Source organism: Delftia sp. RIT313 (assembly GCF_000632165.1).
In the GTDB taxonomy this organism is placed as follows: domain Bacteria; phylum Pseudomonadota; class Gammaproteobacteria; order Burkholderiales; family Burkholderiaceae_C; genus Comamonas; species Comamonas acidovorans.
Map to the genome: position 1 here is coordinate 104,855 of NZ_JFYT01000090.1, position 19,094 is coordinate 123,948.

The window sequence follows — 19,094 nt, forward strand, 5'->3', positions numbered from 1 at the left end:
GCAGCGCCTCAGGGGTTGATTACGCCTTGTGGCGCTCTTCGCCAGCACCGTGCAGGTTGCTGTCGCAACGGCCGCACAGGCTGGGGTGCTCGGGGTTGATGCCCACGTCGGCACGGTAGTGCCAGCAGCGGTCGCACTTGGCGTGGCTGCTGGGTGTAACGGCGGCCTGCAGGGCCTCGCCTGCCAGGGCCTCGGCCGCCGAGGTGATGAAGACGAACTTCAGGTCGTCGCCCAGGCTTTGCAGCAGGGCCAGGTCTTCGGGCTGGGCCGAGACACTGACTTCGGCCTGCAGCGAGGAGCCGACCCGGCCTTCGGTGCGCACGGCCTCGATGTCCTTGTTCACCACGTCGCGGATCTCGCGCAGGCGCGCCCACTTGGCCAGCAGGGCCTCGTCACCGGCCGGCAGGTCGGTGTAGGTCTCCAGGAAGATGGACTCGCTGTCGCCGAAGACCTTCCAGGCTTCTTCGGCCGTGAAGGACAGGAAGGGCGCCATCCAGCGCAGCATGGCATGCGTGATCTGGTGCAGGGCGGTCTGGGCGCTGCGGCGGGCCAGGCTCTTGGGCGCGCTGGTGTACAGGCGGTCCTTGAGCACGTCCAGGTAGAAGCCGCCCAGGTCTTCCGAGCAGAACAGCTGCAGCTTGGCCACCACGGGGTGGAATTCATAGACCTTGTAGTGGGCCAGCAGCTCGGTCTGGAACTGGGCCGCGCGGGCCAGGGCCCAGCGGTCGATCTCCAGCAGCTCTTCGGTGGGAACCGAGTCCTGCGCAGCATCGAAGTCGCTGACGTTGGCCAGCAGGAAGCGCAGCGTGTTGCGGATGCGGCGGTAGGCATCCACCACGCGGGCCAGGATCTTGTCGTCGATGCCCAGGTCGCCCGAGTAGTCGGTCGAGGCCACCCACAGGCGGATGATCTCGGCGCCCATCTTGTTGCTCACGTCCTGCGGGGCGACGGTGTTGCCCAGCGACTTGGACATCTTCTTGCCCTGGCCGTCCACGGTGAAGCCGTGCGTCAGCAGGCCGCGGTAGGGCGCGCGACCGAAGATGGCCGAGGCCAGCAGCAGCGACGAATGGAACCAGCCGCGGTGCTGGTCATGGCCTTCCAGGTAGAGGTCGGCCTCGGGGCCCTGGTCGTGGTGCATGTCGGCGTGCGTGCCGCGCATCACGTGCCAGAAGGTGGAGCCGGAGTCGAACCAGACTTCGAGAATGTCGGTGCTCTTGGTGTAGTGCACGGCCTCCTCGGCGCCCAGGATGTCCTCGGCCGTCACGCGACTCCAGGCCTCGATGCCACCCTGCTCGACCATGGCGGCCGCCTGGTCGATGATCTCCATGGTGCGCGGGTGCAGCTCGCCGCTGTCCTTGTGCAGGAAGAAGGGCAGGGGCACGCCCCAGCTGCGCTGGCGCGAGATGCACCAGTCGGGGCGGCCGGCGATCATGTCGCGCAGGCGGGTCTTGCCGTTCTCCGGGTAGAACTGGGTGTGCTCGATGGCTTCCAGCGCGATCTGGCGCAGCGTCTGCGCGGGCTTGTCGCCGGGCTTGGTGAACACGCCCTCGCCCTCGTCCATGCGGATGAACCACTGGGCTGCGGCGCGGTAGATCACGGGCGTCTTGTGGCGCCAGCAGTGCGGGTAGCTGTGGGTGATGGTCTTGGTGTCCATCAGGCGGCCGGCCAGCTTGAGCGCGTCGATGATGGCGGGCGTGGCCTTCCAGATGTGCTGGCCGCCGAACAGCGGCAGCTCGGGTGCGTAGACGCCGTTGCCCTGTACGGGGCTCAGGATGTCTTCGCGCGTCATGCCGTTGTTCATGCAGCTGTTGAAGTCGTCCACGCCATAGGCGGGGGCCGAGTGCACGATGCCGGTGCCGTCATCGGCCGTGGCGTAGTCGGCCAGGAACACTGGCGAGACGCGGTCGAAGCCCTTGTCCATATCGGCCAGCGGGTGCTTGAACTGCAGGTGGTCCAGCTTCCTGCCCACGGCGGTGGCGACGACCTGGCCTTCGAGCTTCCAGCGTGCCAGGCATTTCTCGACCAGGGCCGAGGCCACGATCAGCAGGCCGCGCTCGGTGTCCACCAGGCTGTATTCCAGCTCGGGGTTGACGTTGAGCGCCTGGTTGGCGGGGATGGTCCAGGCCGTCGTCGTCCAGATGACGATGAAGGCTGGCTTTGCCAGCGAGGGCAGGCCGAAGGCGGCTGCCAGCCTGTCGGGCTCGGCCGTGGGGAACATCACGTCCAGCGTCTGGCTTTGCTTGTCGGCGTATTCGATCTCGAACTCGGCCAGCGAGGAGCCGCAGTCAAAGCACCAGTACACGGGCTTGAGGCCGCGGTAGACGAAGCCGCGCTCCATGACGCGCTTGAGGGCGCGCAGCTCGGCGGCCTCGTTGGCGTAGTTCATGGTCTTGTAGGGATGGTCCCAGTCGCCGAGCACGCCCAGGCGCTTGAAGTCCACCATCTGCTGGGCGATCTGCTCGGTGGCGAAGGCGCGGCTCTTGGCCTGCATCTCGTCGCGCGGCAGGTTGCGGCCATGCAGCTTTTCGATGGCGTTCTCGATGGGCAGGCCGTGGCAGTCCCAGCCCGGCACGTACAGCGCGTCGAAGCCTTCGAGCTGGCGGCTCTTGACGATCATGTCCTTGAGCGCCTTGTTCACCGCGTGGCCGATGTGGATCTTGCCGTTGGCGTAGGGCGGGCCGTCATGCAGGATGAACTTGGGCGCACCGTGGCGCGCGTCGCGCAGCTTCTTGTAGAGCCCCTTGTCCTCCCATTCCTGGACCCAGCCCGGCTCGCGCTTGGGCAGGTCGCCGCGCATGGGGAAGGGCGTGTCGGGCATGTTCAGCGTGGCGCGATAGCCCGCATTGGCGTTGGGGGAGACTTTCGAATCAGACATGGAGAACCTTGAAAGCAGGCCAGAGCCCGGACCGTCTGGTCCAGGCACGGAAAAAGGGGAGGGAAGCCTGGTGCGCACCCGCGCCCGGGCAGGTGACGGAGAGCGTCAAATTCGGTCGCGCGTGGTCTGGCGACGGGTCTCGGTGTAGATGGGCGTGTGGATGGTGGCGAAGAACGCGCGCGCGTCATCGCAGTCCTTGGCGATGCCGGCGGTGAGGGCGTCGAGACTGTCGTACTTCAGCTCGTCGTGCAGTTTGTGCAGAAGTTCCACGCGGATGATTTTACCGTAGGCCTCTTCGCCTCCCGGCGCGCCGGGCCAATCGAGGCAGTGGGTTTCCAGCAGGACGCGCCCGCCGTTGACATCCGTCGGGTCCAGGGAAGGGCGCACGCCGAGGTTGGCCACGCCGCGCAGCGGTCGTTCATTCAGGCCATGGACCAGCACGGCGAAGATGCCGCTGGCCGCAGGCTTCCAGTGGTTGAAGCGCAGGTTCAGCGTGCGAAAGCCGTCGCCCGCGCCCTGGCGGCTCTCGGCCAGGCTGCGGCCCAGCTTGCGGCCGTGCACCACATGGCCGGAGATGGTGTAGGGATGGCCCAGCAGCCGCGCGGCGTCCTGCATGCGCCCCTCGGCCAGGGCTGCGCGCACATGGGTACTGGACACGCGCAGGCCGTGCACCTCGTAGCTGTTCATGCGGGCCACGTCAAAGCCCTGGCGCTGGCCCGCCGCATCCAGCATGGCGTAGTCGCCCGCACGCTGGGTGCCGAAGCGGAAGTCGTCGCCAACCAGCACGTATTTCGCGCCAAGGCCCGCCACCAGCACTTCGTCGATGAAGGCCTGCGGCGACTGGCTGGCCAGCGTCTGGTTGAAAGGCAGAACCACAGTCTGGTCCACCCCGCAGCGCTCCAGCTCCGACAGCTTGTCGCGCAACGTGCCTATGCGCGCCGGGGCAATCTCAGGCCGTCCCAGGGTCTGGGCGAAGTAGTCGCGCGGATGGGGCTCAAAGGTCAGCACGCAGGTGGGCACGCCGCGCTGTGCAGCCTCGGCCGACAGCAGGGCCAGCATGGCCTGGTGGCCGCGATGGACACCATCGAAATTGCCGATGGTGACGGCACAGGTCGATTCCCGCCCTGGATGGTTGAAGCCTCGAAAAATCTTCATGGGACGCTTTGTTTTCAATAGCGGCTGGCACGCGCGCAGCCAGCGCAGGCTGTCAATCCGACATGGAAACAGAGTATATTGCCTCGATAAGGCCTGCCTTGCAGGCCCTGTGCACTGGCTGCATTCCCGTTCACTTTGGTGTCAGAGGAGGCGTGTCGTGAAGGTCTTGAAGCTGTCGGCCCAAGGGCTGCCCCAATCCTGGATCACGCTGGAGCAGGCGGCGCTGCATTACGCGGCGGACGATGTGCGCTGGGAGTCCGGCGGAGAGGTCGCCTGTTTCCGCGGTGGTCACAATGCCGTCACGGGCTGCCAGTCTGTCATCCACATCAACAGCATCATCGGCACGCGCGGGGCACCTGCCATCAATCCGCACAGCCTGCAGCCCGGCCTGACCAATGGCAAGCTGTTCGCGCGCGACCGCTGCATCTGCGCCTATTGCGGCCGGGTCTTTCATGAAAACGACCTCACGCGCGAGCACATCGTGCCCATCTCCGCAGGGGGAGGCCACCAGTGGATGAATCTGGTGACGGCCTGCCGCTCCTGCAATCACCGCAAGGGTGCCCGCACGCCCGAGCAGGCGCGCATGCCGCTGCTCTACACGCCCTATATACCCAGCCTCTGGGAAGACTTCATCCTGCGCAACCGGCGGATCCTGGCCGATCAGATGGAGTTTCTGCTGCTGCACGTGCCCCGGAGTTCGCGCTGGGCACGGGACGGATTCGCCGAGGGCGGCGGTGCGCCCACGCACGAGGTGGCGTGGGCTTGATGAAGGCCCGTCAGGCAGCGGTCTTGGTGGCCGTCACGACAAAGCCCTGAACCGGCTCGCCACCTTCCTGGCGCAGCACCAGTTCTTCCGTCGCCACACTGAAACCGGCTTGCTTGCACAGTGCCTCGATATGGCTGCGCTTGTGGGCATAGCGCTGGCTGGATTGGAGGACCAGGTCGGGACCGTCTTCTGGCGCTGTCTCGCAGGAGAAGATGAACTCGCCACCCGTCTTGAGAATGCGTGCGGCATTGGGAATGACTGGTTGAGAGTCGCCAATGTAGACCAGTACATCCAGGCAGGTAATCACATCGTATTCCTGGTCTGGTGTATTGCTCAACGCGTCCAGCAGGTTGACATGGTGAAAACGGTCATAGATGCCATGCTTGGCTGCCTGCTCGATCATCTTGATAGAGCTGTCGACACCAATCAGGTAACCCTGCATGGTGCCAAGGCAAAGTCCGAGCAAGCCGGTGCCACAGCCCAAGTCGAGCACATTGACGTCTTTTTCCGGATGCCGTGCGATCAATTGCTGCGCCACCAGTTTGGGGAGTTGGTAGCCTAATCCCTGAACCAGATGCTGGTCAAAACTATCTGCCATGTTGTCGAACAGGGCCCGGTGCATTTCCTCAGGCAGATGTGCAGGGGTCGTTCCCTTCGCCAATGCTGCGTAATACGCCAGCGTTTCATCTTCTGGGAATTTCTCTTCCAGGATACGGATGTCATCCAGGGCTTCAGCGGCTTGACCGTGCGTGACGGTGTGCTTTACCCGCTCCATTCTGTATTGCGGTTGCAGGGGATGCTCCTGCACCAAGGCATCCAACAGCTGCACGGCTTGTGCATGCTCTCCCAGGTTGCCCAGGTCGCGGGCCAGATGCAGGCGCAGTGTGGCATCGCCCGGATGCATTTCAAGGCCGCGGTGCAGATGCTTGACGGCCATCTGCAGATTCCCGGCACGGTGCGCAATATCGATCACGCCAGCAAGCACCTGGGAATTGTTGGGCTCAATGCGGGAAACTTTTTCTGCCAATTCAATCGCTGAATCGAACTGACCATGCCTTGCGCGAAAGAGCGCCGTCTCCAGCAAGCCCGGGCCCCACATGGGAGCCAGTTCAATGCATCGTGCGAAGGCTTGCTCGGCCTTGGCGTGGTTCCCTGCCTTTTCAGCCATCAGTCCGCCCAGCATGAAGACGCGAGCGTCATCAGGCACTTGGCGATGAGCCTTGTTCAGAGTCTGGGCGGCTTTTTGCAGGTCGCCTTTCGCGATCTGCTGGCGAGCCATTTCCAGGTGCTTGCGGTTGATGTCGGCGGGGATGGAAGTAGCGCTCATGGACAGGTGTGTGTTTATGGCCAAGGAGAGGCGGGCGTTGATTGCGGCATGTGCCGGCAGGCCACGCCAGTGGCGAACTTTTCATTATCGTGGATTCTTCGCCCGGCCATGTTTCAAGCCGATGCCTGCAAGGTCTTGGCCTGCGGTGCGGACAAGGGGCGCGGTGGCAGCGTGAGCGTGAAGCGGGTGCCGCCCTGGGCTGATGGCGCTGCCTGTATGTCGCCGCCGTGCAGGCGCGCGATGCGCCGGGCGACCCACAGGCCCAGGCCGAAGCCGCGGGCCTGGTCGGCGCGGTGGCCGCGCTCGAAGCGCTCGAAGATGCGTTGCGCCAGCTCGGGTGCAAGACCCGGGCCCTGGTCGCTGACAGTGAGTTCCAGCCGGCCGTGTTCGTCGGTGCGCGCCCGCACGGCGATTTCTCCGGCCTTGGCGTATTTCACCGCGTTGTCCACGAGGTTGGACAGGGCGATGCGGGTGAGCGTGGAGTCGCACTCCCATGTGGCGGGCGCATTGGCGCTGTCCAGGTTCAGGTGGTGGCGGCGTGACCAGTGCACAAGCTGTGCGGCATCATCGACCAGTTCCATGACGGGAGCGCGGTGCAATTGCAGCCGGAAGGCGGGAGCATCCAGGCGGTCGCTGATCAGGCAGTTGTCCACCAGGGCCGTCAGGCGCCTGCAGGCGCGACGGATCTGTGCGGCGCGCTCCAGCTGGGAGTCGATGTCGGGCGAGGGAAAGGACAGCTGCTCGGTGGCCGCGCTGTCCACCACGGCCAGCGGCGTGCGGAATTCATGGTTGACCATGTTGAAGAACTGGCGCTGCTCCAGCCGCAGCGTGCGTTCGCTGTGCAGTGCCGCTTGCAGTGCGTTCTGGGCGCGCAGCAGCTCGGCCGTGCGCAGGCGTACACGCTCTTCCAGCGCATGCTCGGACTTGGCAAGGGATTCGAGCAGCTGTGCCTGGCGTGCCATGGAGTCCCGGAATTTCTGGATCAGACCGGCGCCCACGGCCACGGTGATCACGATGTTGACCAGCAAGGTGTTGAGCTGCCAGAACACGCTGGTTTCTATGGTCGGCAGGCTGGTCAGGCCGACATAGGCCGCCGTCACATACAGGCCCATCAGCCCATACATGGTGCTGGGAACCACCATCAGCACATGGACCAGATTGGCACGCTCGCGCAGCAGATTGCTCCATGCCACCACGGCGAACAGTGCGCTGATGGCCCAGGGTGCGCCAACCCCTATCCAGGCCCAGTCCTGGTAGCGGCCCAGCGGTATGCTGGGCAGGCACAGCAGCGGGATGATTCCCAGGGCAAGCAAGGCCCGGTCCATGCGCCGCCAGCGTGTGTCGCGTGTCAGCAGCTCGCGCATCTGCCAGGCCAGGGCGGCGGGCAGCATCAAGGTGCCCAGGCTGACGCACAGATGGCCCCAGTGCGCGAGATGGTCGGGCAGCCAGATCTGCAGGTACCCCCGGTCGCTGGCGCCGTGGATCAGCACGGCCATGGCGGCCACGGCCATGGCGGCCAGATTGCGCAGGCGCAGGGCCAGGGCTGCGCCGATGATCAGCAGGGCCAGCATGAGGTTGATGCCCTGGTGGATGCCCGATGCCCATTCCACGGCCGAGAACTGCGTCATCAGGCCGCTGCTGCGCCAGAGCGTGGCGTCCAGCTGCATGGGGCTGGAGGTCTGCACGCGCAGGATGAAGGGCTGGCCCGAGTACAGCGGAAACACCAGCTGCCGAACATGCACGCGCGGTTCGTCGGTGGCCGTATCACCGCTGCTGCGCATGCGCCATGCGCCGTCCACGTGCTGGTAGAGCGCAACGCGGTCCAGATAACTGGGCAGGATTTCCAGCCACAGCGGATCGTGCTCGGGGTCTGCCTTGCCGGCGGCGATGTGAGGCGCCTGCACCTTGAGCCAATACACATCGCGCGTATAGCCCTTGTTCAGCGGTGTATCGAGCAGGGTGAAGGCCGTATCGGGCAGGGCTGCCACCTGATCGATGGTGAAGCTGCCCTGGGCATCGACGAGCGCCAGCATGGGCAGGTCCGTGCCCAGCTGCAGGCGCTTTGCCGGCAGGGACTGCCAGGCCGGGCTGAGAATGAAGCAGACCACCAGCACCAGCGAAAACACCAGCCAGCCCGGCAGCGCCAGCCGGTTCAGGATACGCAGCAGGTTCAGGATACGCATGGCGAGGCGGGCTGTGTTGCAGCTGTGGCAAGGCCGCTGTCTTCGGGAATGCTGCTGGGCAGCGTCAGCGTGAAGCAGGTTCCGCCGCCCGCAGCTGGCGTGACCTGCACATCGCCGCCATGCATCTGGGCCACGCGCCGGGCCACCCACAGCCCCAGGCCGAAGCCTCGGGTCTGGTCCGAACGCTCTCCGCGCTCGTGCAGCTCGAAGATGCGCTGCGCCAACTCGGGCGCCAGGCCAGGGCCCTCGTCGCTGACGGTGAGTTCCAGCCTGCCCTGTGCGTCCAGGCGGGCGCATACGGCGATTTCTCCGGCCTGGGCGTATTTCACGGCGTTGTCCACGAGGTTGGACAAGGCGATCCGTACCAGGGTGGGATCGCACTCCCAGGAGGCGGGGACGCCCGCAGTCTCCAGCTTCAGATGGTGTCGGCGCGACCAGTGCACGAGCTGCACGGCATCGTCGATCAGGTCCATCACGGGCACCCGGTCGAGCTGCAGCCGGAACGCAGGCGCGTCCAGTCGGTCGCTGACCAGGCAGTTGTCCACCAGGGCCGTGAGGCGCCTGCAGGCGCGGCGGATCTGGGCTGCGCGTTCCAGCTGGGAATCGATATCGGTGGACGGAAAAGTCAGTTGCTCGGTGGCTGCGCTGTCCACCACGGCCAGCGGCGTGCGGAACTCATGGTTGACCATGTTGAAGAACTGGCGCTGCTCCAGCCGCAGCGTGCGTTCGCCATGCAAGGCGGCCTGCAGCGCGTTTTGCGCATGCAGCAGCTCCGCCGTGCGCATGCGCACTCGTCCTTCCAGCGCATGTTCCGACCGGGCCAGCGACTCCACCAGCTGCGCCTGCCTGCCCATGGAGTTCTGGAATTTCTCGACCAGGCTGGCGCCCACGGCAATGATGATGAGGATGTACAGCAGCAGCGATTCCAGCTGCCAGTACATGCCTGCCTCGATGTCGGAAGACACCAGTCCCGTATAGGCCGCAGCCACGTGGATGCCCATGACCGTGTGCAGCGTGTAGGGAATCAGCACCAGCAGGTTGACGATGCTGGGACCCTGGCGGAACAGGTTCTGCCAGGCCACCAGCGCACTCAGCAGACTGGCCATCCAGGGCACGCTGACCCCCAGCCAGGCCCATTGCGTGTAGTGCCCCGTCGGTATGCTGAGTACGGCCAGCAGCGGTGCCACGGTCAGCAGCACCAGCATGCGGTCGATGCGGCGCCAGGCCGTGCCGCGCGTCAAGGTCTCGCGTGCCTGCCAGGCAAACGCGGCAGGCAGCAGGAAGACGCCCACGCTCACCCAGACATCCGCATGCGGCGCCCAGGGCTCGGGCAGCCACAGCTGGGCATAGCCGCGCACATTGGCGTTGTGGGTCAGCACCACGAAGGCCAGCAAGGTCATGGCCATCAGGCTGCGCATGCGCAGGGCCAGGGCCGCGCCCGCGATCAGCAGGGTCAGCACCAGATTCACACCCTGGTGCACGCCCGATGCCCACTCGACGCTGGACAACCAGGCCATCAGCCCCGTGCTGCGCCAGACCGTGGCGTACAGCTGCATGGCGCTGCTGGTCTCGATGCGCAGTACAAAGGGCTGGCCAGCGCGCAGTGGAAACACCAGCTGGCGCACATGGATGCGCTGAGCCATGGGCACGGTGTCACCGCTTTCCCTCGCCTGCCACAGGCCGTGCGCCTGCTGGTAGAGCGTGACCCTGTCCAGATAGGTGGGCGTGATCTCCAGCCACAGCGCATCGTTGTCGGCCAGCCCGCTTGTGGGCGCAAGCGCAGGCGCGGCAACCCTCACCCAGTAAGCATGGCGGGTATAGCCCTCGTTCAGAGGCGTGCGCCGGGTTTCGAAGGCATCATCGGGCAGGGCCGCGACCTGTTCAATGGTCATGCTGCGGCCCGCATCGGCAAGCACTTGCATGGGCAGGTCCTTGCCAAGACGCAGTCCCTTGTCAGGGGGAGGCATGGACGCCGGGCTCAGCACGAAAAATGCAAGCAACCCGAGCGAGACCATGATCCATGCAATAAATGTAAATTTTTGTGTGTTTCTCTGAACTGTGAGCATTCGAGAGTGTTCGTGCATGGCGGCGGACGTTCGCCCCAATGAAAATCCGCGCACCAATAGGCAAACATCATGCAGCAGACACTAGAGCCATCGATCGAGTTCACCGTCGCCGTCGTAGAGGACGACGAGGATATTCGTATCAATGTGTGTCGATTTTTAACAAAGTCTGGCTTGCATGCCTGGGGCACGGATTCTGCAGAAGACTTCTACATAAAGCTACTGCGCGAGAAGGCAGATCTGGTCGTCGTCGACCTGGGCCTGCCCGGCGAGGACGGCCTGAGCCTGGTCAAGCGCCTGGCCGAGCAGGAGATTCCCGTCGTGGTGCTCACGGCACGCGGCGATCTGGACAGCCGCATTGCCGGCCTCAATGCCGGCGCCCTGCAGTACTTCGTCAAGCCCACCGACATGAACGAGCTGGTGGCCGGCATCCGCTCCCAGCTGCGCCGCAACACGGGCCAGCCGGCCCGGGCGGCGGCACCTTTCCTGACCTGGCGCCTTGACCCCCTTTCGGCCTGCATGGTCGCGCCCAACCACCAGATCATTGCCCTGACCAGTCGCGAGCTGGAATTGCTCGGCTGCCTGATGGCAACCCCCGGAACCATGGTGGCCAAGCAGACCTTGATCGAGACCATGGGATACGCCGATGTGGATGACGGCTTCCACCGCATCGAATCGCAGCTGACGCGGCTGCGCCGCAAGACCCTGGATATCTCCGGGCTGGCCCTGCCGGTGAGGGCAGTGTTCGGCCGAGGGCTGGTGTTCGTGCCTTAAGCGCCTTTTTCTTCTCCATTTCAGCTTTTTGAACCGCAGCCGTCCGGGCATGCGGAAGGGATTCGTTCGCCCATTTTTTTGCTGCAGAAGCGCGTGCGCGCGCTTGGGCGGCTTGGTGCTGGCTGCGTGCGCAGGCGGACGGCGTGGGCCGTCGGAGTTTTCAACCGTGATCAAACACACATGAAGAGAGGAATGGTATGGCGAGACAGAGTTTGCATATCCGGCCCACAGGGCCGCGCATGAAGGCCTGGAGGCAGGCCAGAAGTCTGGTTGCAGCCGGCACCCTGGCAATGGTGGGTGCAGTTGCGCAGGCGGCATTTCTGAATGGGGACTTCGAGGCAGGGGACCTGACTGGCTGGACCCCCCAGGCCTGGACCAACAATGGCACCCAGGCCAATCCAAAACGCTTGAGCGAGTTGCGCCTGCAGCCACCTGGCACCAAGTCCCATCTGGTCGAAATCGCCAGCGGCTCGGAAAGCGCTGCAGACGAAGTCCTGTTCCGTGGCGACGCTGGCCAGTCCGCCCTCAAACTGACTTTGGCGGGCTCCCACTCAGCCCGTATCAACCTCAAGGCGAACAGCGCCACCCCAGCCAGCAACGTGATACCGCGGTCCAGCAAGGTCACGGGGGGACTCGCCGGCTGGACCCAGCAGGTCAATACGGCAAGTTCCATCACCCAGGAAGTGACGCTGACTGCAGATGACATCGACCAGGACGGCAAGATCCACATCCGATTTGTCGCGGCGCCCGTGCTTGAGTACGCCAGCAATCACGGAGGCGAGGATCGCCCCTACTTTGCCATCTCGCTGGTCAAGACCTATGACGCCCAGACCTCCACGGATCTGACGGGCTCACCCCAGGAGTTGTTCTTCAAGTACCACTACGGCGGCGAGCCGGGAGCACCCTGGAAGACCTTTACCGACAAGGGCGGTGCCATCCAGAACTACACCGACCCTCAGGCCTACGATGTCGCACCCGGCAATGCCTACCTGCGGGTAGGCGACAAGGTCAGGCTGCAGGCCGTGGCCTCGGCCTGCAGTGCCGGTGGCCACGCAGGCCATCTGTACGTTGACAACTTCGGCACGACCCTGCCCAAGACACTGTGGATCAGCGCGTCCGGGCCTGTCAGCGCGCCCAAGGCGGACGGCACGGAGATCACCTACACCTATACCTATACGAACAACGGCAGCACCCCGGTGAACAACGTGAAGGTCACGCCCGCGATGCCCGTGGGCACGGATGCGGGCATCAGTCCGACCACGTTCGTGTCACTGGCCGGCGATGGCGGCGCTTGCACGGCCCCGGCCGTGGGCAGTTCAGACCCTGCCCAGTGCGACTTTGGGACCCTGGCACCCGGGCAGTCGGGCACGTTCACGATGACCGTGAAGGTTCCTTTGGGCACGCCGTCAGACCAGATCAACAACGGCAACTACACCATCGGAGGCGACCTGACCTCGACCCTGCTCGGTGCCATGGTGCAGACCCAATTGCTGGCTCCCGCGGCGAGCAGCGACATGGTGCCTGATGTCTCCGGACTCCCGCCCACCGCCGTGGTCGGCGTGCCCTACACCGGCAGCTTCTCCTGCAAGAACGATGGTGCAGCCAGCGCAGGCCAGGCCATCTGCGATGCCTCCGGTCTGCCCCCTGGCGTGACGGCAGGCCAATGCACGATAGACGGCGCGGCCTGGATGCAGCCCGGCGTGGTGCCTGCGGGCAAGACGGTGGTCTGCCAGGTCTCTGGTACACCGACGGGTCCAGGCGGCAGCTCGACGGTCACGGTGACCACGGGCGGCGACAACGACCTGACCCCGGGCAACAACACGACCACGTCGAACATCGCGGTCACCACAACGCCGGACATGCAGATCAATCTGAGCGGACTGCCCCCCACCTCGCCGCTGAACATTCCCTATAGCGGCAGCTTCACCTGCAGCAACCAGGGCCTGGCCAACGCCGTGAGCGGCACCTCCTGCGCCGTCACCGGCCTGCCGGCTGGCGTGACGCAAGGCGCATGCTCCATCAGCCCCGGCAATGCCGCGTGGGTGGCGGGCAATGCGGTGCCGGTGGGAGCCACGGTCACCTGTCAGGTGAGCGGTACGCCCACGGCCGCAGGTTCGTCCACGGTCACGGGCATCACGGGCGCAACGGATGATTCGAATGCGGCGAACAACACCGCGACCATGAATGTGTCCACCGTTGCAGTGCCCGACATGGGCGTCGATCTGAGCGGCCTGCCGACCGCGTTCACGGCCGGCACGCCCTACAGCGGCAGTTTTGTCTGCAAGAACCTGGGTTCGGTCGATGCATCGGCAGGCACCTCGTGCGCAGTCACGGGACTGCCCGCCGGTGTGAGCCAGGGAGCGTGCCGCATCAGCCCTGCCAATGCAGCCTGGTCGGCAGGTGATGCCGTACCTGCGGGCGCCAGCGTGACCTGCACGGTCAGCGGAACGCCCAGCTCCGTGGGAGCCGTGACACTGACGGGCAGCACCGGTGCGACCGGAGATGCCAACCCGGCCAACAACACGGCTTCCCGCGCAGTGGCAGGAGCCGTGTCGCCGGCCTCCATCCCCACGCTCTCCGAATGGGGCCTGATCCTGATGTCTGGCCTGATGGGCATCATGGGCTGGGGCATGGTGCGCCGCCGCCGCGCCAACCCGCTGTGACCGGCAGTCGGTAGTGACACAGGGCGCCCTTCGGGGCGCCTTTTTTTTCATCTGGGCGCGGCCGCAGCCAATTGACTTGCTCAATGTGTGATCGAATAAGGGTTTATACCTAGCGATATCCCCATGATCGTCCGTGATCGCCCCGCTGGCCTCAGGCTGTTTCTGATTTTGCGGGGCTCGGTGCTCCAGCGTATCCAGGTCACGCTGCTCGTGAACATCGTGTTCGCCGCCATCATCACTCTGGTGCATGGCAACCTGTTCGACGTCAAGATCACGGTGACGCCCATCCCTTTCACGCTGATCGGCCTGCCGCTGGCCATCTTCCTGGGCTTTCGCAACAACACCGCCTATGACCGCTACTGGGAAGGGCGCAAGCTCTGGGGCGAGATGGTGATCTGCGCGCGCACGCTGGCGCGCCAGTGCCAGAGCCTGATCGTCATCGACGGGGATCCGGACCCGGCCCGGCGCAGCAGCGATGTGCGCGTGCGCATGGTGCACCGGGCGATCGCCTTTGCGCATCTGCTGCGGACGCAGTTGCGTGGGCTGCACGAGGATGTGGCCGCAGGCCGCTGGCTGGTGGACAAGGAATGGCGCCAGCTCCAGGGCCTGCCGCTGGAGCAGCGCTGCGACGCACTGATGATGTCCATGGGCCGCGATCTGGCGCAGTGCGTGCGCCGTGGCGAGATGGACCCCTGCCTGGCCGCGTCCATGGACAAGACCTTCACGCGCATGACGGCGGCAGCCGCCTCGTGCGAGCGCATCCGCAACACGCCCATGCCGTTCTCCTATGCGCTGCTGCTGCACCGCACGGCCTATATGTACTGCTTTCTGCTGCCGTTCGGCCTGGTGGACACGACCGGTTTCATGACGCCCTTTGTCGTGGCCATCGTGGCCTACACCTTCTATGGGCTCGACGCCCTGGGCGATGAACTCGAAGAGCCCTTTGGCCTGGAGAGCAACGACCTGCCGCTGGACACCATCTGCCGCTCCATCGAGATCAGCCTGGGCTGCACGCTGGGTGAGACGGATCTGCCGGCACCGCTCAGGCCGGAGGGCTACCGGCTGACCTGAGGCGGCGGGCAGACATGGGCAAAGGCCTATGAAAAAAGCCCCGCAGTTTTCTGCGGGGCTTGGTGTGGTGCGGTTCGGCGCGGTGAGGTCAGACGTCAGGCAAACACGCCGGCCGTGTCCTGCATCTTCGCGGAGACGATGCCCAGGTGATGCAGGGTGTCACCGCCCGTCATCTCCATCTGCGTCAGGCGCTTGAAGTAGTGGCTGCCCGCGTACTCGTCGGTCACGCCGATGCCGCCGTGCAGCTGGACCGACTGCTGGCCGACAAAACGCAGCGACTGGCCCAGCTGGACCTTGGCGCGCGCGATGGCCACGTGGCGCTCGGCATCGGCCGCGCTCATCTTGAGGCTGGCGTAATAGCTCATGGAGCGGGCCAGTTCCAGCTGCATCTTCATGTCGGCCACGCGGTGGCGCAGGGCCTGGAAGCTGGCGATCACCGTGTTGAACTGCTTGCGCTGGTTCATGTACTCGGTGGTGAGCTTCAGGGTCTGCTCCATGGCGCCCACGCCTTCGGCGCACAGCGCGGCGTTGGCGGCGTCCTGGGCCAGCGTGAGGGCGGCCAGGCCATCGGCCGTCACCAGCGTGGCGGGGGCTGCCTGGCAGCGCAGTTCGGCCGCGCGGCTGCCGTCCTGGGTGCGGTAGCCCTGGGTGCTGACGCCGCTGGCGTCGCGCTCCACCAGGAAGAGGGCGATCTTGCCGTCCAGCTGGGCCGGCACCAGAAAGGCGTCGGCCGCGTCGCCTGCGGGCACCACGCTCTTGGTGGCGTCCACCGTGTAGCCGCTGCCGCTCTTGCTGGCCTTGGCGGCACAGACATCGAGGCGGTAGCGGGCCTGGCGCTCCTGGTGTGCCAGCACGACCAGGGCCTCGCCGCTGGCCACGCGCGGCAGCCACTGGCCGGCCATGGAGGCGTCGGCGTGCTTGCCGAGCACGCCGGCGGCCACAAAGGCCTGCGCCAGCGGCTCCATCACCAGGCCGCGGCCCAACTCCTCCATCACCACCATCACGTCGGTGGCGCCCAGGCCCAGGCCGCCGTGCTCCTCGGGCACGGTCAAGGCCGTCAGGCCCAGTTCGGCGAGCTCGCCCCAGACCTCGCGCGAAAAACCGCCCGCCTCGACGATGGAGCGGCGGCGCTCGAAGGTATAGCCCTTGTCCACCCAGCGGCGCACGGCGTCGCGCAGTTGCTGCTGGTCATCCGAAAAATCAAAGTCCATTTTCTGTCTCCCGAAGCTGATCGAAGCGCGTCCGGCGCACTTCCGGGTTCAGCGAAACTCCAGCCAAAATCAGCCCAGCACCGTCTGCGCGACGATGTTTCTTTGCACCTCGTTGGAGCCGCCGTAGATCGTCGTCTTGCGCATGTTGAAGTACGTCGATGCCAGCGGCGCGTTGTCCACCACGCCGCCGGGGAAGTCGCCCTGCCAGCCGGCTTCCATGGCCTCTTCGATGAAGGGCAGGCTGAAGGGGCCGGCGGCCTGCATCATCAACTCGGAGTAGCGCTGCTGGATCTCGCTGCCCTTGATCTTGAGCAGGCCGGCGATGTCCAGCGGGTTCTTGCCCGATTTCTCGGCCGACAGCACGCGCAGCACCAGCATTTCCAGCGCCACCACGTCGACTTCGAGCTTGGCGATCTCGTCGCGGAAACGCTGGTCTTCGTAGACGCCTTCGGCCTTGGCGATGCGCTTGAGGCGCTCCAGCTCGCGCTTGGCGCGGTTCACGTCGGCGATGTTGGTGCGCTCGTGGCTCAACAGGTGCTTGGCGTAGGTCCAGCCCTTGTTTTCCTCACCGATCAGGTTCTCGGCCGGCACCTCGACGTTGTCGAAGAAGACCTCGTTGACCTCGCACTCGCCATCGAGCAGCTTGATGGGGCGCACGGTCACGCCGGGGCTCTTCATGTCCACCAGCAGGAAGCTGATGCCGGTCTGGGGCTTGCCCTCGTTGCTGGTGCGCACCAGGCAGAAGATCCACTCGCCGTACTGGCCCAGCGTGGTCCAGGTCTTCTGGCCGTTGACGATGTACTTGTCGCCCACGCGCTCGGCACGGGTCTTGAGGCTGGCCAGGTCCGATCCCGAGCCCGGCTCCGAGTAGCCCTGGCTCCACCAGACCTCGCCGCTGGCAATGCCGGGCAGAAAGCGCTGCTGCTGCTCGGGCGAGCCGTAGGCCATGATCACGGGCGCCACCATCACGGGGCCGAAGGGAATGATGCGCGGGGCGCAGGCCAGGGCGCATTCCTCCTCGAACAGATGCTTTTGCACGGCCGTCCAGCCGGGGCCGCCGAACTGCTTGGGCCAGCCGTAGCCCAGCCAGCCTTTCTTGCCAAGAATCTTGGCCCAGTTCTGCAGGTCGTCGCGCGTCAGGCGCAGCGAATGGCGCACCTTGTGCGCGATGTCCTGGGGCAGGTTGGCCCGCACCCAGGCGCGGACTTCCTCGCGAAAGGACTGTTCTTCAGGGGTAAATGCCAGGTCCATGGACTGTGTCTCCTTCAATCCCGGCTTTTGTAGCACGCACGTTCTTTTTTGGACTGTCCAGGGCGTGACAACCTATGGCAATCCCTGATGCTGGGGCGGCCTGAGCGCAGGCGATCAGCTGGATTGGCCGGGCTCCTCCAGACCCAACTGTGCATAGACATGCGCAAGACGGGCCTGCAATTGCTGTACCTGGGCTTCGAGATCGACCACGCGCTGGGCCAGGGCATCGCCGCGTGCGCCTGCTGCAGCGGGGGGCTGGGCCATGGCGTTCACGTCCACGGGGCCGCACAGCAGATGGGCCCAGCGCTGCTCGCGTGCGCCAGGCGCGCGTGGCAGCAGCACGACCAGCGGGCCGCCTTTTTCCTCGCTGCGTTCGCGCAGCTCTTCCAGGAAGGCTTCGACCGATGAGATGTCGGCGAAGCGGTGCCAGCGCTCGGAGTTGATGCGCAGCTCGCCTGCCGTCTGCGGGCCGCGCAGCATCAGCAGGGACAGCAGCACGGCGCTCTGGTCGGGCACCCCCACGCCGCGCGGGAAGTTGTGCTCCCAGCGCGTGGCGCGCGCGCTGCTGATCTGTACGGACATGGTGCGCAGGCGCAGGCTGTCCAGCGCTTCCTGGGCCTCGCCTTCGCTGACTTCCATCACCGGATCACGGCTGCTTTTCTGGTTGCAGCCCGTGACCAGCGCGTTGAGCGTGAGCGGGTAGCTGTCGGGCACGGTGCGCGCCTTCTCCATCAGGGTGGCCAGCACGCGGGCTTCGACAGCGGTCAGGGGGGTGGAGCGGGGATCGAATGGCATGGGTGTCTGGACGGAAGAGGTGACAAGGCCCGGCAGGGCCATGGGCCTTGCCGGGGCTGGCGCAGGCCGCGCGGCCTGCGGTGCGACAATCGCCGCCCATGAAAAATATCGTGATCCTGATCTCGGGCGGCGGCTCGAACATGGCTGCCATTGTGCGTGCTTCGCAGCAACAGGACTGGGCGCGGCGTTACGGCGCCCGCGTGGCCGCCGTGGTCAGCAACAAGGCCGAGGCCTCGGGCCTTGTTTTCGCGCGCGAGCAAGGCATTGCCACCGAGGTGCTGGACCACCGCCCGTTCCCCAGCCGCGAGGCGTTTGACGCCGAGCTGGCCCAGGTGATCGACCGCCACGCGCCCTCGCTGATCGTGCTGGCCGGCTTCATGCGCATCCTCACGCCGGGCTTCGTGGCGCATTACGAGGGGCGCATGATCAACATCCACCCCTCGCTGCTGCCCGCCTTCACGGGTCTGCACACGCACCAGCGGGCGATTGATGCAGGCTGCCGCTTTGCAGGCTGCACCGTGCACCGCGTTACGGCCGAGCTGGATGTGGGCCCCATCCTGGAGCAGGCCGTGGTGCCCGTGCTGCCCGGCGACACGGCCCAGGCGCTGGCCGCGCGCGTGCTGGTGCAGGAGCACCTCATCTACCCGCGCGCGGTGGCGCAGTTGATGCGAGGCTAGGGTCTGCTCACAGGCCTTCGCTCTGAAAGGCCTGCTGCTCCACTTCGGGGCAGCGTGCAAAGCGGGGCTGCTCTACGCCGTCGATGACCACGGTTTCATTGAACATGGCGGCAGGCCTCACCCACAGGCCGCGCTCGCCGTAGAGCGCGCGGTACAGCGTCATTGACTCGCGCGTCTCGCTGTGGCGCACGGTGGCGAGCACTTCGTAGAGGGCGCCCTTGTAGTGGCGGTACAGGCCCGGGGGCGTGGCAATCAGAGGGGGCAGGTCGTCGTCGGTCATGGG

Annotated in this window: 14 protein-coding genes; 5 read left to right on the plus strand and 9 right to left on the minus strand. The window is 65.6% G+C overall.

The features are described 5' to 3' along the window. Window positions 1-19: 19 nt before the first annotated feature. Together ileS and BW39_RS26015 are read right to left on the minus strand one after the other, a co-directional pair. Window positions 20-2,875, minus strand: a complete 2,856-nt coding sequence (gene ileS, locus BW39_RS26010; protein ID WP_043825034.1) for an isoleucine--tRNA ligase — start codon at window positions 2,873-2,875, stop codon at window positions 20-22. 105 nt (window positions 2,876-2,980) lie between these two features. After that, on the minus strand, window positions 2,981-4,030 hold the full coding sequence (locus BW39_RS26015) for a bifunctional riboflavin kinase/FAD synthetase (RefSeq protein ID WP_043825036.1): 1,050 nt from the start codon (window positions 4,028-4,030) through the stop codon (window positions 2,981-2,983). A gap of 157 nt (window positions 4,031-4,187) precedes the next feature. Between BW39_RS26015 and BW39_RS26020 the strand changes: the two genes are divergently transcribed. Then, window positions 4,188-4,796 carry an HNH endonuclease gene (locus BW39_RS26020; RefSeq protein ID WP_012207180.1) on the plus strand — a complete coding sequence of 203 codons (609 nt, stop codon included), beginning with the start codon at window positions 4,188-4,190 and terminating at the stop codon, window positions 4,794-4,796. Between the two features lie 10 nt (window positions 4,797-4,806). On the opposite strand, the gene BW39_RS26025 is transcribed toward BW39_RS26020, so the two are convergent. From BW39_RS26025 to BW39_RS26035, 3 genes are all read right to left on the minus strand, one after another. Beyond that, complete coding sequence (locus BW39_RS26025; RefSeq protein ID WP_043825037.1) at window positions 4,807-6,123, minus strand: tetratricopeptide repeat protein; 1,317 nt, start codon at window positions 6,121-6,123, stop codon at window positions 4,807-4,809. A 113-nt stretch (window positions 6,124-6,236) separates the two neighbouring features. After that, on the minus strand, window positions 6,237-8,306 hold the full coding sequence (locus BW39_RS26030) for a sensor histidine kinase (protein WP_043825039.1): 2,070 nt from the start codon (window positions 8,304-8,306) through the stop codon (window positions 6,237-6,239). Then, window positions 8,294-10,273: a sensor histidine kinase gene (locus BW39_RS26035; protein ID WP_043825040.1), complete on the minus strand. Its 1,980-nt coding sequence runs from the start codon at window positions 10,271-10,273 to the stop codon at window positions 8,294-8,296. The genes BW39_RS26030 and BW39_RS26035 overlap by 13 nt, the downstream gene beginning before the upstream one ends. Window positions 10,274-10,441: 168 nt before the next feature. Here BW39_RS26035 and BW39_RS26040 point away from each other — a divergent pair, with 168 nt between their 5' ends. From BW39_RS26040 to BW39_RS26050, 3 genes are all read left to right on the plus strand, one after another. Further along, window positions 10,442-11,143: a response regulator transcription factor gene (locus BW39_RS26040; RefSeq protein ID WP_013800907.1), complete on the plus strand. Its 702-nt coding sequence runs from the start codon at window positions 10,442-10,444 to the stop codon at window positions 11,141-11,143. 407 nt (window positions 11,144-11,550) lie between these two features. Beyond that, window positions 11,551-13,806, plus strand: coding sequence for an IPTL-CTERM sorting domain-containing protein (locus BW39_RS26045; protein WP_235264287.1), 2,256 nt, complete (start codon window positions 11,551-11,553; stop codon window positions 13,804-13,806). Between the two features lie 123 nt (window positions 13,807-13,929). Further along, window positions 13,930-14,877, plus strand: a complete 948-nt coding sequence (locus BW39_RS26050) for a bestrophin family protein (protein ID WP_012207174.1) — start codon at window positions 13,930-13,932, stop codon at window positions 14,875-14,877. A 95-nt stretch (window positions 14,878-14,972) separates the two neighbouring features. On the opposite strand, the gene BW39_RS26055 is transcribed toward BW39_RS26050, so the two are convergent. The 3 genes from BW39_RS26055 to BW39_RS26065 form a co-directional block, all read right to left on the minus strand. Beyond that, window positions 14,973-16,088 carry an acyl-CoA dehydrogenase family protein gene (locus BW39_RS26055; protein ID WP_043825044.1) on the minus strand — a complete coding sequence of 372 codons (1,116 nt, stop codon included), beginning with the start codon at window positions 16,086-16,088 and terminating at the stop codon, window positions 14,973-14,975. 69 nt (window positions 16,089-16,157) lie between these two features. Further along, the gene (locus BW39_RS26060; protein ID WP_012207172.1) at window positions 16,158-17,339 is read right to left on the minus strand and encodes an acyl-CoA dehydrogenase family protein; all 1,182 of its coding nucleotides are present in this window, start codon (window positions 17,337-17,339) and stop codon (window positions 16,158-16,160) included. Between the two features lie 114 nt (window positions 17,340-17,453). Further along, the gene (locus BW39_RS26065) at window positions 17,454-18,134 is read right to left on the minus strand and encodes a YceH family protein (RefSeq protein ID WP_043796599.1); all 681 of its coding nucleotides are present in this window, start codon (window positions 18,132-18,134) and stop codon (window positions 17,454-17,456) included. Window positions 18,135-18,232: 98 nt separating this feature from the next. Between BW39_RS26065 and purN the strand changes: the two genes are divergently transcribed. Next, entirely contained in the window at window positions 18,233-18,811 is a 579-nt protein-coding gene (purN, locus tag BW39_RS26070) for a phosphoribosylglycinamide formyltransferase (RefSeq protein ID WP_012207170.1), read from the plus strand. Window positions 18,812-18,818: 7 nt separating this feature from the next. Here purN and BW39_RS26075 read toward each other — a convergent pair whose 3' ends face one another. Then, window positions 18,819-19,091: a DUF1653 domain-containing protein gene (locus BW39_RS26075; RefSeq protein WP_043825046.1), complete on the minus strand. Its 273-nt coding sequence runs from the start codon at window positions 19,089-19,091 to the stop codon at window positions 18,819-18,821. Window positions 19,092-19,094 lie beyond the last annotated feature (3 nt).